The sequence below is a fragment of the Bacteroidota bacterium genome (assembly GCA_030017895.1).
Taxonomy (GTDB): Bacteria; Bacteroidota; Ignavibacteria; order UBA10030; family BY39; genus JASEGV01.
In genome coordinates this window covers 44,666-59,708 of record JASEGV010000008.1, presented here as the reverse complement: position 1 = coordinate 59,708, position 15,043 = coordinate 44,666, and the positions used below count along the sequence as shown (strand labels likewise).

Annotated in this window: 15 protein-coding genes; 9 read left to right on the top strand and 6 right to left on the bottom strand. The window is 36.8% G+C overall.

Annotated features, from left to right (window positions below; translation table 11 throughout):
* The first annotated feature begins 90 nt into the window (after positions 1–90).
* From QME58_02950 to ychF, 8 genes are all read left to right on the top strand, one after another.
* A complete protein-coding gene (locus tag QME58_02950) occupies positions 91–675 on the top strand; it encodes a hypothetical protein (protein MDI6802790.1) in 585 nt (194 codons plus the stop codon).
* A gap of 12 nt (positions 676–687) precedes the next feature.
* Positions 688–1,296: a hypothetical protein gene (locus QME58_02945; GenBank protein ID MDI6802789.1), complete on the top strand. Its 609-nt coding sequence runs from the start codon at positions 688–690 to the stop codon at positions 1,294–1,296.
* Between the two features lie 620 nt (positions 1,297–1,916).
* Positions 1,917–3,326 (top strand): response regulator, encoded by a 1,410-nt coding sequence (locus QME58_02940; GenBank protein MDI6802788.1) that lies wholly within the window; start codon positions 1,917–1,919, stop codon positions 3,324–3,326.
* Between the two features lie 110 nt (positions 3,327–3,436).
* Positions 3,437–4,432: a type I glyceraldehyde-3-phosphate dehydrogenase gene (gene gap / locus QME58_02935; protein MDI6802787.1), complete on the top strand. Its 996-nt coding sequence runs from the start codon at positions 3,437–3,439 to the stop codon at positions 4,430–4,432.
* Between the two features lie 94 nt (positions 4,433–4,526).
* Positions 4,527–5,720, top strand: coding sequence for a phosphoglycerate kinase (locus tag QME58_02930; protein MDI6802786.1), 1,194 nt, complete (start codon positions 4,527–4,529; stop codon positions 5,718–5,720).
* A gap of 393 nt (positions 5,721–6,113) precedes the next feature.
* Entirely contained in the window at positions 6,114–6,812 is a 699-nt protein-coding gene (locus QME58_02925; protein MDI6802785.1) for a rhomboid family intramembrane serine protease, read from the top strand.
* A gap of 48 nt (positions 6,813–6,860) precedes the next feature.
* Complete coding sequence (gene ispG, locus QME58_02920; GenBank protein ID MDI6802784.1) at positions 6,861–7,964, top strand: flavodoxin-dependent (E)-4-hydroxy-3-methylbut-2-enyl-diphosphate synthase; 1,104 nt, start codon at positions 6,861–6,863, stop codon at positions 7,962–7,964.
* 96 nt (positions 7,965–8,060) lie between these two features.
* Positions 8,061–9,155 carry a redox-regulated ATPase YchF gene (gene ychF, locus QME58_02915; protein ID MDI6802783.1) on the top strand — a complete coding sequence of 365 codons (1,095 nt, stop codon included), beginning with the start codon at positions 8,061–8,063 and terminating at the stop codon, positions 9,153–9,155.
* A 93-nt stretch (positions 9,156–9,248) separates the two neighbouring features.
* Here ychF and QME58_02910 read toward each other — a convergent pair whose 3' ends face one another.
* On the bottom strand, positions 9,249–9,569 hold the full coding sequence (locus QME58_02910; GenBank protein MDI6802782.1) for a metal-sulfur cluster assembly factor: 321 nt from the start codon (positions 9,567–9,569) through the stop codon (positions 9,249–9,251).
* 169 nt (positions 9,570–9,738) lie between these two features.
* On the opposite strand from QME58_02910, the gene QME58_02905 reads away from it, so the two are divergent.
* The gene (locus QME58_02905; protein MDI6802781.1) at positions 9,739–10,965 is read left to right on the top strand and encodes an IS1634 family transposase; all 1,227 of its coding nucleotides are present in this window, start codon (positions 9,739–9,741) and stop codon (positions 10,963–10,965) included.
* Positions 10,966–11,243: 278 nt separating this feature from the next.
* On the opposite strand, the gene QME58_02900 is transcribed toward QME58_02905, so the two are convergent.
* The 5 genes from QME58_02900 to QME58_02880 all read right to left on the bottom strand — a co-directional run bounded on the left by QME58_02900 (position 11,244) and on the right by QME58_02880 (position 14,891).
* Positions 11,244–11,564 carry a metal-sulfur cluster assembly factor gene (locus tag QME58_02900; protein ID MDI6802780.1) on the bottom strand — a complete coding sequence of 107 codons (321 nt, stop codon included), beginning with the start codon at positions 11,562–11,564 and terminating at the stop codon, positions 11,244–11,246.
* A gap of 82 nt (positions 11,565–11,646) precedes the next feature.
* Positions 11,647–12,675: an FAD:protein FMN transferase gene (locus QME58_02895; GenBank protein MDI6802779.1), complete on the bottom strand. Its 1,029-nt coding sequence runs from the start codon at positions 12,673–12,675 to the stop codon at positions 11,647–11,649.
* Positions 12,654–13,151, bottom strand: a complete 498-nt coding sequence (locus QME58_02890; GenBank protein MDI6802778.1) for a hypothetical protein — start codon at positions 13,149–13,151, stop codon at positions 12,654–12,656. The genes QME58_02895 and QME58_02890 overlap by 22 nt, the downstream gene beginning before the upstream one ends.
* A gap of 3 nt (positions 13,152–13,154) precedes the next feature.
* Positions 13,155–13,700 carry an FMN-binding protein gene (locus tag QME58_02885; GenBank protein MDI6802777.1) on the bottom strand — a complete coding sequence of 182 codons (546 nt, stop codon included), beginning with the start codon at positions 13,698–13,700 and terminating at the stop codon, positions 13,155–13,157.
* Positions 13,701–14,891: a hypothetical protein gene (locus QME58_02880; GenBank protein ID MDI6802776.1), complete on the bottom strand. Its 1,191-nt coding sequence runs from the start codon at positions 14,889–14,891 to the stop codon at positions 13,701–13,703. It abuts the gene before it with no gap.
* Positions 14,892–15,043 lie beyond the last annotated feature (152 nt).

The following is a 15,043-nucleotide window of genomic DNA, read 5'->3' as shown; positions in this document are numbered from 1 at the left end:
TGTTACGCTGTTTCTATCTATCATTTTTACCCACTCACTTCCACGATGAGCCATTATAAAAAATAAATTGTAAAAAATAAAAGAAAAAATATGAATATAATGATCTTCATAACTGTTAGTTTGTTATTTTTTAATTCTACTATTGTGGCACAATCTACACTTAATATTGGCGGAGAATTAGGTGGTTACATCAAAGAGCCAACTTTCACAAGAATACCCGATGCCACAATATTATTTGGGTTTTTGATTGAGACACAAGCATCTGATAGGATCTCATTGAGATGTGAATTACAATACAAACAAGTGAGTGGAGAAATCCAGACTTCAGATAATTCTGAAAATTATTCATTCATCTTGAAAAAATCCAACTATAATTCATATCAAATTGAATTACCCCTTTTATTTAAGTTAACTTCATCGCCAAGTTCAGTCGTAACTTATTTTGTCAGTGGATTAAGTCTTATATTTAAGCATGAGACCTCGGTCGAAGGAATCAGATTGGTTTTTAATTCTGGTTATAAAATTATATGTGGAGGAGGACTTGAACTTAACAAAGGATCGACGTTCTCACCGTTTTTTGAGACGAGATATACAATGGATATGGTTGGGAATTTTGAATTAAGTAGAATATGGAATATCCAATTACTAGCTGGGATAAAATTTTTAATTTTATAATGAGTCCCACTTATGATACTAAAAATATACATATTGCTATTATTTGTAAGCATTTTATCTTTTGAAAATTTATATGGTCAAGCGAAAAAGGGAGGGTGGCTTTTTACACCAGCTTTTATCGATGTAGAAACTCCAAATGGGCGGCGAACAGGATTAGGCTCAGGTGTGAGTCTGGAAAGCTTCCTGTCCTTTAGGTCAATTGCTTTTGGGCTATCTTCTCAAGTTACTGGCTCAAAATTTCTCGATGTGAGTGGCGGTTTTTTTAAATTAATGCCTCGTGCTGGAATTGGATATTCAAACGATGACCACGTGGGTGTATACATAGGGGGGACCTATGGTATATTTATCGCTAATAATGGAGGGAGTGATGGTTATGACCCTGTGAAACGCGAATTCGTTTCCACTTATGAAAATCATTTTAGCACAGGTGCTGGTATATGGTTCCATTTTTTAATAGGTAAAGAATATTCCTTCGATTTGAGCCTAGAATCAGGTGGTCCTTTTGTTGTGAAAAGGATAGCTTTGAAATTATTTGGATTATTAACACTAAATTTTTCAAACATGGTGGGTCCTAATATTTGTGGAAATTATTTTTATCCTGGAATTATTTTAAGTTTATAATTATACTGTGATAAACACTTATTGTAATGAGATGCATAAAGAAGGTTTATTTGTGACATTAAGGGAATTCAAATAGTAGCTCCTATCATTCATCCCAAGCGCTCCGGTATTGTAGGATATCGGAGCGCTTGTTTACGAATCAATTCGCATAAGTATTCATTAATTTTGTATTGTTTGAAGCTCTGTGATTAAAAAAAATATATGAGTGTTATTATTATTGAAATTATTTTCAATACCGCAATTGTTTCAATTCTATTGAATATACACATCTGTAGGGTTTGCGACTTTTCCACCACTTGTTACTGTTAAAAGGGGGACATAAAAATAAATATGGGGAAGTTGTATAACACAGTCCTTATGGAAAATTAGATAAAGCTGATGGATAGGGATTGGAAGGAGACTCTTAATAATTTATTTAACAACAGATTACTTCTGCACTGTTGTCAGGAATCCGAGTTTTGATTATTTGTGGACATTTTGCGATAATCCCCGATTTGAAAATATTCAAAATATTTGCTATTATAAAGCAGTCTTTATTTTCATCAATGGAAGAAATTTCATCTGGCTCAATAAAAAAGTAGAACTAATAAACAAATAAAATCGGGAACAAAAATAAAGATATGCAAACGAATCAATCAAATTCAGATATCAATTCCGCAGATGTAACGAAAAATTTTCATCGTTGTCTCAGGGAGGTTGATGGCTCAATAAAAAATGGAAATCTTACTAAAGCCAGAGAGAGTTTAGCAGAAGCAAAAGAATGGGGACCCATGAATCCATACCTGAAAGCCTTTGAAGAAAGAATACAGTTTTTAGAAGATAACCCTCACCTTCTTAAAAAAAGTAGGGTTGAAGGAAGCCAAAGTGTAACAACCGAAAAACCTGCTCAAACGGTTGAACAGATAAACAATATCCTTATTCCATCTGAACAAACTATTCGAAATGAGATAGAAAACGAGTTTAAAGAAAAATATACACAGGAACTTCACAATGCTGAAAGAAATGCTGCGCAAACACTAAAACAATTCGAGAAAAACAGAAATGCTTTTCTACAATTACTCGAGCGGGAATTCGAAGCAATGTATCAAACCCAAATCACAGAGGAGAGAAAACGAATTCAAGCTGATGCTGAAGCGATGATAGCTGCAGAAAAGAAAAATTTCCAACAAAAATATGATGCTTTGGTAGCTGAAAATAACAGAGCAATAAAAGAAATAAGAGAAGAACTCCATAGTAAAATGGAAAAAACTTTTCTCCGTAGGTTGGAACAAATATCGAAGGAGTACGACGACAAGCTTGAGATATTGGGAATAAAAGTACCGGATACGAGAGAAGGAAGAATTGCACTGTATCGCGAAAAGATGCACGCGAATTACACTAACGGACAACCTTCGGTTGAAGGTGCTAAGATATTGATGCGGTTGAAAGAGCTTCTTGAACTTACTTTTGATGAACATTTCAGTCTTGAGTCCGATGTACAGCTCGAGTTGTACATCGCTCAGGTCCAAAAGGGAATTCTTGCAGGTGAAATCACTTTAAAAAATAAAAAAAAGTTAGACGACATTAGAAAACAATTTCATATAACCGACGAACAAAAATCACAAATCGAGTCTTTCATTAAATCAAGTTTTAAGAAAAAGAAAAGTAAAGGGAGTATTCTTGTGGTTGACGATGATGATATCTTGCTGCAAATACTTGAAGACACATTAAGGGGAAACGGATTCGATGTTACTACGGCTCTTGATATTGAGAGTGCATTTGAAAAGCTGAAGACTAGTGCATTTGACCTGATACTATGTGATATAATGTTTCCGCAGGGGGATTTGGATGGTTTCAAGTTCTTTTCCTCGGTACAGGAAATTCCATACCTGAGAAAGACTCCTTTTATTTTCATGAGTGCTTTGCAAGATGAATTAGTTATGCGTTCAGGTTTCCAACTTGGTGTAGATGATTATATAACGAAACCATTCGACCTTGATATTCTGGTTGCTATTATTAATGGGAAGATAAAACGCTATCACTCTTTTTAATATTTACCTATAATCCCTTATTTGCCTTTCTACCCATTTATTCATAAATTTGATGTGAATTTAACAAAAATTAAACTGAAATGATTTATAATTAAAACTATTTGGAGAATATAATGGCTATAAAAATTGGAATTAACGGCTTCGGAAGAATCGGCAGATTAGTTTTTCGCCGCGGTTTGGAAGTTGAAGGGATCGAATTCGTAGGCATCAACGACATAACAGATGCAAAAACTCTTGCACATCTTTTGAAATATGATTCTGTTCACGGAAAATTTAACGGAACAGTATCGCATACTGATAATTCGATAATCGTAAATGGGAAAAGTTATCCTGTGATGGCAGAGAAAGACCCCGCAGCATTACCGTGGGCAAAATTAGGAGCCGAGATAGTAATAGAAGGAACGGGTGTGTTCACAAAACGCGAAAAAATTGAATTGCATATAAAAGCAGGAGCAAAAAAAGTAGTTCTCACAGCCCCCGCTAAAGATGAAATTGACGCAACCATAGTAATGGGTGTGAACGAAAATGTTCTGACAGGAAAAGAAGTTATCCTCTCGAATGCTTCTTGCACAACAAACTGTCTTGCACCGATGGTAAAAGTTCTGCACGATAATTTCAAAGTCAAAAAAGGTATGATGACGACTATTCACGCATACACGAACGACCAGCGTGTATTAGATTTACCGCATAAAGATTTGCGACGTGCCCGGGCTGCAGCATTAAATATCATCCCAACAACTACAGGTGCTGCAAAAGCTGTAGGAAAAGTTATACCTGATTTGAAAGGAAAACTTGATGGCTTTGCTTTACGCGTTCCAGTCCCGGATGGTTCGGTAACTGACTTCGTTGCAGAATTAGAAACAGAAGCAACAAAAGAACAGATTAACGAAGCTATGAAGAAAGCATCTGAAACTTATCTCAAAGGGATTTTAGAATACTGCACCGACGAAATTGTTTCGAGCGACATTATTGGCAACGAATATTCCTGTATCTTCGATTCGTTATCAACTATGGTAATCGGAAATATGGTTAAAGTAGTCGGCTGGTACGATAATGAGTGGGGCTACTCCTGTCGTGTGCTTGATTTGATAAAGAAGATTGCTTAAATCATTATTTTAATAAAGTTTCCAACGGCTCGCGGTGAAAATATCTTGTGAGCCGTTTTATTTAAAAATTAAAATTCTTTATGAGGAAATGATCATGAATAAAATGACGATTGATGATATACAAGTAAAATCGAAACGAGTTTTGGTACGTGTTGATTTCAACGTCCCAATGGAAAACGGAGTGGTTACTGATGATACAAGAATTGTAGAATCTCTCCCGACTATCAAGAAAATTTTGGCCGACGGCGGTAGAGCAATTTTGATGAGTCACTTGGGACGACCAAAGGGGAAACCCAAACCGGAATTTTCACTTGCACCGGTTGCAAAACGTACATCTGAGCTTTTAGGTCTGGCTGTCAGGTTTGCTTCTGATTGTATTGGTGAACCGGCAAAAACCGCTGTTGTAAGTTTGAAGGACGGTGAATGCTTGTTGTTGGAGAACCTCCGCTACCATAATGAAGAAGAAGCGAACGACGAAAATTTTGCAAAAGAGTTAGCTTCAATAGGTGATGTTTATGTGAACGATGCGTTCGGTAGTGCACATCGTGCTCACGCTTCGACTGAAGGAGTAACTCGTTATATCAAACCTGCAGTTGCGGGTTACCTGATGAAAAAAGAGCTTGATTATTTAGGAAAATCTCTTGAAAATCCTGTCCGTCCTTTCACGGCTATTTTAGGAGGCGCAAAAGTTTCAGGAAAAATTGATGTGATTCACAATCTGTTGAATAAAGTTGATACATTGATTGTCGGCGGTGGAATGGCTTACACTTTTTACAAAGCAAAAGGTTTGGAGATTGGCGATTCGCTTCTTGAACAAGATAAAATTGATTTAGCCAAATCGTTGTTGGAAGAAGTTTCAAAACGCAATATTAAATTTTTACTTCCTGTCGATTGTGTGATTGCTGATAAATTTGATAACGCTGCTCAAAAGAAAGTTGTAAAAGTCGAGAACATCGAACCCAGATGGCAAGGACTTGATATAGGCCCTGAAACTGTAAAACTTTTTACAGATGTTATCGCTGCATCCAAAACAATTGTTTGGAACGGACCGATGGGTGTTTTTGAGATGCAAAATTTTGCAGTAGGAACTAACGCTGTTGCACAGGCGCTGGCAAATGCAACAAAAACCGGTGCCATTACGATTATCGGTGGTGGCGACTCAGCGGCTGCGATTGCGAAAGCAGGACTTGAGAAAGCTGTTAGCCACGTTTCTACAGGCGGTGGCGCCTCTCTCGAATTTTTAGAAGGTAAAGTTTTACCAGGTGTTGTGGCACTTTCTAACTGTTAAAAGAGACTGCTGAAACATAGTAAATAGAACACAGATTCAACGGATCAACACGGATAATAATCCGTGAATATCCGTCAAATTCGCGTTTTTCCCTGTTCTATATATAATTATTCACTACTTGCAGATATAATTTTTCAAAAGTCTTTACTAACTATTAACCATCAACCGTTAACAATTAACTTGTCTTACAACCAAACATATAACTATCAACGACCCTCGCTTTTTGGCGGCTTCCGATTTTTCCCCCCAGTAATCAAAGCGTTATTGCTTATTAATATAAGCATATTTTTATTTTCTGGTTTCTTCGGGTTATTCAGGATTGGCGATTATTCTTTAGCTTACTTTATTGACTCAACCTTTGCTCTATATCCGATATTCTCAAACATCCCAGAAATGCCAACACTCCAATTTTGGCAATTATTCACATACATGTTTATGCATGCCAGTTTTATGCACTTATTATTTAATATGTTTGCACTCTGGATGTTTGGAATGGAATTGGAAAATAATTGGGGCTCAAAAAAATTCCTTCTCTTTTATCTTGCTTGTGGTATCGGTGCCGGCATCTCAAATCTGTTGTTGGGTCCTTTATTCGGGCAGGGCGGTCCTACTGTTGGTGCATCGGGTGCCGTTTATGGAATCTTGCTTGCTTTCGGAATAATTTTCCCTAATCGACCAATTTTTCTCTATTTCTTCCTCCCAATAAAAGCAAAATATTTTGTGACGATATTCATGGCAATTGAGTTATATGCCGGAATAACCGGAACACAAGACGGCATCGCACACTTCGCTCATTTAGGTGGCGCTGCTGTTGGTTTCATTCTCATTATAATAGATTCTAAAAGATATCAACTAATAAACTTCTGGGAAAAGTTCATCAGTATTTATCAAAAGCCGGGAAGATATACAACCGCTACAAAAAAAAGTCCAGATATAATCAGCGATGCGAAATATTTTGATATTGAAGAAAACCAGGATGCACTACAACAACGGGTTGATGAAATTCTCGATAAGATAAGTAAAGAAGGTTATCAAAATCTTTCTGAAAAAGAAAAACAAATCCTCTTTGAAGCGAGTAAGAAATTGAAGTAAATCAAAATTCATAATTCATAATTCATATTTCATAAATCATAAATATCCATGTCCTCTTCGGAACTAAATAGTCATCCTACATACAAAGTTGGTATTCGCAGACAAACCCGGCAAGTCAATGTTGGTGGTGTGCTTATTGGCGGTGATGCACCAATCTCTGTGCAAACAATGACTAAAACCAAAACCGGCGATGTTGATGCTACGGTAAAGCAGATAATTGAAGCAACAGAAGCTGGCTGCGATATCGTACGTGTTACAGTTAATGATAAAGAGGCAGCCGAAGCAATGCCGAAGATTGTGATGAAGTCGCCAATACCTGTTGTCGCGGATATTCATTTCAATCATGTATTTGCTTTGCAAGCAATTGAAGCGGGAGTTGCAAAAGTTAGAATCAATCCCGGAAATATTGGTTCGAAGAATAGGATTCGACAAGTTTTGGAAGCTGCAGCCGGAAAAGGAATTCCGATACGTATCGGAGTAAACTCAGGTTCGCTTGAAGAAGATATACTCGAAAAACACGGTTTCCCGACTGCCGAAGCTTTGTATGAGAGTGCCATGAGGCATGTGGGAATATGTGATGAGTTCAATTTCAAAGATGTAGTAATCTCTGTAAAATCGACTGATGTAAAATTAATGATAGAAGCTTACAGATTGATTGCGTCAAAGACCGACCTACCGCTTCATCTTGGTGTAACCGAAGCCGGAACCACCAAAATTGGCACAATTAAATCTGCCGTAGGAATCGGAACTTTGTTAGCTGAAGGGGTTGGCGATACCATTCGGGTATCACTCACTGATGATCCCGTCAAAGAGATTGAAGTTGGTAAGGAGATTCTCCGCTCGTTAAGTTTGGCATCTCGGAATGTTGAGCTGATTGCTTGTCCCACTTGTGGACGTTTGGAAGTTGATTTATTCAGTATAGTTAAACAGCTTGAAGAAAAGTTAGCGGGCGAAAAAAAACCCATCAAAATTGCTGTGTTAGGTTGCGTCGTTAACGGACCGGGAGAAGCAAGCGAAGCCGACATCGGGATTGCGGCAGGAAAAGGTGTTGCAATTTTGTATCGAAAAGGGGAGATGATTAAAAAGATTAAAGAAGACGAAATTGTCAGTACAATTTTAGAAGAAGTACAAAACTTCCAACCCGGGAAATAATTTTTCTGAAAATAACAGCGATGGATAGGTTTTGATTTTCAAATACAATAATTATCCATTAGAAGAAAATACTAAATTTAAAATTTAAAATTTATTATGGGCTTTAATTGTGGAATAGTAGGCTTACCCAATGTTGGTAAATCTACCATCTTTAATGCAATTACTTCAGCAAATTCGGCAGTTGGAAATTTTCCATTCACTACGAAGGAACCGCACTCAGGTGTTGTTACTGTCCCCGATGAACGATTAACGATCCTTGCGAAAATCTTTAAACCACCTAATATTATTCCAACCACGATTGAGTTTGTAGATATCGCGGGTTTAGTTAAAGGAGCAAATAAGGGTGAAGGTTTGGGGAACCAATTTCTGGCTCATATTCGCGAAGTCGATGCGATTGCACATGTTGTTCGGTGTTTCGAAGGTGAGAATGTTGTTCACACTTACGGAAGTGTCGATCCAAAAAGAGATATTGAAATTGTTGAAACAGAGCTGATACTTAAAGACATCGAAACAATCCAAAAAAACTTATCTGAACTGGAAAGACAATCAAAATCCGGTGATAAGAAGATAAGACACGGAATTGAGGTTTGTCAGAAGTTAAAAAATCATCTAGCTGGAGGCAAACTTGCCAGAATGCTAAATTTAGATGATGAAGAAAAAGAGCTTGCTTGTCATCTTCATCTGTTAACGGCAAAACCGGTTATGTTTATTGCAAATGTTGATGAAGATGGATTAACAAAAGGTAATGACTTTCTAAAAATTGTAGAACAGTTGGCAGTTCATCGCGGATCTAAAGTAATGGTCGTTGACGGAGAAATGGAGGCTGAAATCGCTGATATAAATTATGATGAACGGGAAAAATTTTTGAAAGATTTAGGTATCTCTGAATCAAGTTTGGATAAAGTAATCAAGGAAGGATATTGGTTGTTGGATCTAATTACTTTCTACACACACAACGAAAAAGAGCTGCGTGCGTGGACAGTCAAGAAGGGAACAAAAGCGCCAAAAGCAGCCGGTAAAATTCATACAGATTTTGAAAAAGGTTTTATTAAAGCTGAAGTAATAAAGTTGAAAGAATTAATTGCGGTTGGGTCTGATGCGGTATTAAGAGAGAAAGGGCTACTACACATTCACGGCAAGGATTATTCAATTGAGGACGGGGATGTTGTATTTTTCAGAGTCAATGTATAAAAAAGGGGAAGCCCGACGAATTGTTAAGGGATAGCCGGATAGCGATAGCGTATCCCCACCCAAAAAATGGGATCCATCGGGCTTGTTTTTAAATTAAGGCATTCCTAAAATTTTCTTAGCATCTTCCGACATTAAGCTGGGATTCCATAACGGTTCCCAAACAATCCTCACATTGGCGTCTTTGATGCCGGGCATTTGCAATATCCGGTTGCGGATGTTTTGAGATATCCATGTGTGTGCAGGACATCCAGGCGCTGTTAACGTCATCTTCACCCCAACCCAATCATCAATTATTTTCACATCGTAAATCAACCCTAAGTCAACTACGTTTACAGGAATTTCCGGATCGTAGCACTCTCTGAGTGCTTCGTAAACTTCTTCTTCTGTAACGATTGATGCTTTATCTTCGCCCATAATTTTTTTTAAAAAATGTTGATACAATTATAAAATAAATTTAGATAATAGTCAAGAGATTTTTCCTGACTTCCGCACATTTTTAACAGAAACGAAAAATCTTTAGAAATTTTACCAGAAACCGTATATTTTTCTTGAATTTGGGTGTCCCAGTGTGTAATATTGTAATATGTTTGTACGGAAAAAGAAAAATAAAAGCGGTAAAATCAGTATTCAAATCATTGACAAAAGTTCAGGTAAATACAAAGTTATCAAAACTATCGGCAACTCTGATGATAGCACTATAGTTGACGAGCTTTATCAACAAGCCAAGCAAGAGATAAAAACACTTCACGGACAACAGCAATTCAATTTTGAAATCAATAAAGAAAAAGAATTAGTAGATATATTTTTCAATTCGGTAGAAGAATTCAAATTAATAGGTCCCGAACTATTATTGGGTAAAATATTTGATCAAATTGGATTAAATAAATTACAAGATGAGTTGTTCCGACATTTGGTGATCACCCGTTTAGTATACCCTGTAAGCAAACTAAAAACAGTTGATTATCTTTATAAGTACAAAGGAATCAGTATTAATATTGATAAAGTGTATCGTTACTTAGATAAGCTACAACAGCAACAAATGAAGCTTGTGCAAGGTGGCGCAACTATTGTCTTCTATGATGTTACCACATTATATTTTGAAGCAGAAGAGGAAGACGAACTGCGTAAGATGGGATTTAGCAAAGATGGTAAACATCAACAACCTCAAATCGTACTTGGTTTGTTGGTAAATGTTACTGGGTTCCCTCTGGGGTATGAAATTTTTGAAGGGAATAAATTTGAGGGGCATACGATGCTTTCTGTTGTTGAAACATTCAAGAAAAAATATAAGATAGAACAATTAGTCGTAGTAGCTGATGCGGGATTGATGTTAAACCAAAACATAAAAGAACTAATTGAAAAGAAATATGAATTTATTGTTGGAGCGCGAATAAAGAGCGAATCTGAATCACTAAAAACACAATTACTATCGTTAAGATTAAACGATGGTCAAAGCGCTATTTTACAGAAGCAAGAGGGACAAAAAATGATCATCAGTTATTCTGCACAAAGAGCGAAAAAAGATGAGTATAACAGAAAACGTGGATTAAAGAAACTTGAAAAATCACTATCAGCAGAAAAACTCACAAAAAAACATATAACCCATAAAGGGTACAACAAATACTTAAAATTAGACGGAGAAGTAATAGCACAATACAAACAGCTATGGCAGGTTGAAAAAACATTCCGCATATCCAAAACAGATTTACGCATACGTCCGGTCTTCCATTACTTAAAACGCAGAATAGAAGCACACGTTTGTATCATTTGCAGCATGTGTTGTTTACAAAGAACTGGAACGACAACTTAAAAATAAAACCTCAGAGTTAAGTCCCGAAAAAGCAATCGACATTTTAAGGACTATTTATGCTCTTACCATCACCACGCCTTATTCAAAATCAAGCTACACAAGACTTTTGATAAAAAATGAAGAGCAAGTTCAACTGTTAAAATTATTCGAAATTAATTTTGGGTGGCCCAGTGCGTAAGATGGGAAAAAGGGGAAGCCCGACGAATTGTTAAGAGATAGCTGGGAGGCGGTAGCGTATCCCCACCCATAAAAATGGGATCCATCGGGCTTGATTTAATTTAAGGCATTCCTAAAATTTTCTTATCATCTTCCGACATTAAGCTGGGGTTCCATAAAGGTTCCCAAACAATCCTGACATCGGCGTCTTTAATTCCAGGCATTTGCAATATCCGGTTGCGGATGTTTTGAGAAATCCATGTGTGGGCAGGACATCCCGGTGCAGTCAACGTCATTTTAATACCAACCCAATCATCTATTATTTTCACATCGTAGATCAAGCCTAAGTCAACTACGTTCACTGGTATTTCCGGATCGTAGCACTCTCTGAGTGCTTCGTAAACTTCTTCTTCTGTAATGATTGATGCTTTATCTTCGCTCATAATTATTTTTAAAAAATGTTGATGCAATTATAAAATAAATTTAGATAATAGTCAAGAGATTTTTTTTTGGTATTGCGAAATGTTAATAATTCTTTACGATATTACAATCCCTCAAAACCGCAATGTATTTCAGATTTTCGTTCAACTTAAAAAAAGAATTGGCTTTTTCAATATCAAAAACAAAAAGTCCTGTAGTAAGAGCATCGGCTTCAATAGTTTTTGGGGCAGTTATAGAAAAATTTAAAAAATTTTCATCAAGCATACCTTTTTTAGGATTTAATATGTGACCAACCCTTCTACTATCTATTTTTACGAAGTTACTGTAGTTGCCCGATGTTGCAAGAGCTTCATCTTTTAGATTAATAGTAGTAACTATATCGTTTTGTTTAGTTGGGTCAATGACACCAATTTTCCAGGCTGCTTCTTCCGGAGGAGAACCGATTGCGAAAATATCGCCGCTGTGGTTGATGAATGCTGACTCGATACCGTAAGATTTTAAAATAGAAACCGCTCTATCCATTGCATAACCCACTGCTACGCCGCCGAAATCAATTTTAGTTTTGGAATTGTTTAGGAATACAGATGATTCATTTTCATTAATCACAATGTTTTCCATTCCAACAGCGGAAAGGACTTCATTCAACTTTTTATCTGAAGGTATCTCATTTATCTCATCATCGCTTCTAAAGCCGTAAAGTTGCATCAACGGTTCAACAGTTATATCAAAATTTCCATCTGTTCGTTGTGAAATATCTTGTGCATACTTTATTAACTCGATAATTCGTGAATCAACCTTAACAGCTTCACTGTTAGCGAAATTATTAATGAGCGAAACTTGACTTGAATCATCAAACACACTCATCAATTTATCGATGGTTTTCATTTCGTTGAAAGCTTCGTTGATTGCAAGGTTACACAAAACTTTATCGTCGCAGTGTGCTTCCACTGTTACAATGCTACCCATTGTGAATGTTGACCGTAAAACCTTCGATGGCTGTTTTATTGCGGAAAATATTTTAGAAGGAAGGATTAATTTTCCCGCTATAAGAATCCCGCTTAACTTCAGAAAATCCCGTCTGTTAAAAATATTTATTTTCTTTTTGGAATCCATAATTCAATGAGTATTAAAATAACCATTGCTGCGTATGATAAACCCATCAAAATTCCAGATATCAATACAAGCCAAGAGAACAATTGTGATGTTTCCCACAAAAGCCATATTCCGGAAAATGTAATTGCTATGCTCATAAAAGGTTCGAGTATTAAAAATGTTTTAAGCTGATTTGATGCAATCGAGCTGAAATAAAAAATAAATCCGATTACGAAAAATATTACCGAAAGCGAAGTTATATGGTTATGTAAAAATATGTACATCTCGTTTTTACTTCGAGAATATTTGATAACTTCCGCTTGCGAGTCTTCGTTCGTGCCTTTGTATTCTTCAGTAATGCCGCTTGGTGTGAGCGCTGTTTTATGTTCAACTAAAAGCAAACCGATACTGTAGCCAAAGGTTAGAAGAATCAGGAAGGCTGTGATCAGAATCTTCAGATTAAAATCTGATTGTCGTAAAGAAAAATTGTTAAGCATTGTTTATTGGTTCAGTGATGGTCTAATAATTTCAAAAATTCTTATAACGTTTTTCACACCCCCAGTAACGGAGCGCGAAGAAATTGTAGCTCCGCTTATACTTTTAATATCCCTTCCAATATCAATCTTGCTTTTTGCATTCATGCCGCGGAATTGCCGGCGGAAACTTTCGTTTTGAACTTCACCGCCGTGCGATTCTCGGTAAACGAGTATATTCACATCAACAACATCTCCTAAGGTATCAATCACAGTCAGATACGTTATCGGCTGCGATTTGCCTTTCACGTTATCCAATATTCCATATCCCAATCTCTGTCCTGAACTTGTGCATATAAACAAAGATATAGAATCAATATTAGTTTTGGAATTCTGAGCCAGTTGTATTTTTAATTTTTCTTCTTCAGAAAATCTAAATACGCGTGATACGACTTCAACTGAATCGCCGAAATAAGTTTTTAGGGATGCAGCGGCTTTATCGGTAAGATTGGCTTGGGGATAAACTACTTCCCAAACCAAGAACGCTAAAAAAATTTGGAATAAAAATTTCATTTAAAAGAAATAATAACCTATTCCAAAATTAAATTGTTTGATATTATTGCCGAAGCCATCCTTCTCGTTTCCGAACATTTGCAAATCGGCTTTTACTACGGCGTTATAAACGGGTTTATAGCTAAACCCAAAAGTAATTTCGGTGCGGTTGTATCTACTATCTGCAACGAAACCGGAAGGCATTTCTGCTTGTGTGTTGTATTTTTCCAAACGAGCGAATGCCCAGAGTTCTTCGGATGTTTCGATTAAACACGGTAAGAAATTGTATGCGCCCTCAATCAAAATTCCGTTCATCAGACTTGCTACATTATTTTGTGCAGATGTTTTTTGTATTGTAGGAATTGTTAAAGTATCGCCGCTGATATTTACAATTTTTTGATTGACTGTTTTTTCTGTTATTGTCGGGTATGCACGGTTTATTTTATCTGCATCTGCGAGGTTCACTAACGCATACTCGGCTTTAAACTCAAAATTATTTCGTTTGTATTGTAAATGTGTTACGCCTAAACTTACAAAACCGTTTGCATCTATTTTGCCGGAACGTTTGTCGTTTGCCGGAACCGAGTTGCCAAAGAAAACTCCGCCGCCGATTTTTAATTCTGGCATCGGAGTGTAATTTATGCTGCCGATGAAAGATGGATTTTCAGAAAAACTTTCGATTGCTTTTTGTCTTCCACCCCGTAACCCGTCTTTTGCTGTAAAGCCATCTGCTCGGAGACCCGATGTAATTTGTGCGGTGTAATCTATTTCGTCGGTAATGCGACCGAAAATTCCGATTCCGTTTTCCCACCAAGTCGTCGGGATTATGCTTTTCTCGAAATTTGGGCGTTCAGTACCAAAAAACATAGGCGGCTCGTGGTATTGATTGATGATGCCAAGCGGTTGCAGCAGCACACCCGCACGAAATCCCAATGCTTTCGAGTGGCGGTATTCTAAATATGCTTGCTCTAACTCTACTTCCTTACCGGCGTGTTCAATTTCAAGTTCCGACATAAACGACCACTTCTCGTTGAAATTATGTCCCACGTAAATAATAAAGCGATGAAAGTCGGCTTCCTTCTTCAAACTTCCTTCGGGAACATTTATGTGAAGTTCACCATAACCACCAATGTTCGTAGTTGGTTCTTGTGTGAATGCCGCAAAACTAAGTAACAGTACTAATGTAAAAACGGTTGATAAAAATTTAATCATTTGTTTATTCCTTTTATTTTTGAATTTATTGAAGTCCAACCTAAGGTGGTGGGGCTGACGGGTATACTTATTTCCTCACATACGATAATGAACATTGAGATTTATATTGGCAGGCTGAACAACCAACTTCAAGTTTCTGCAATTCAGTTGTA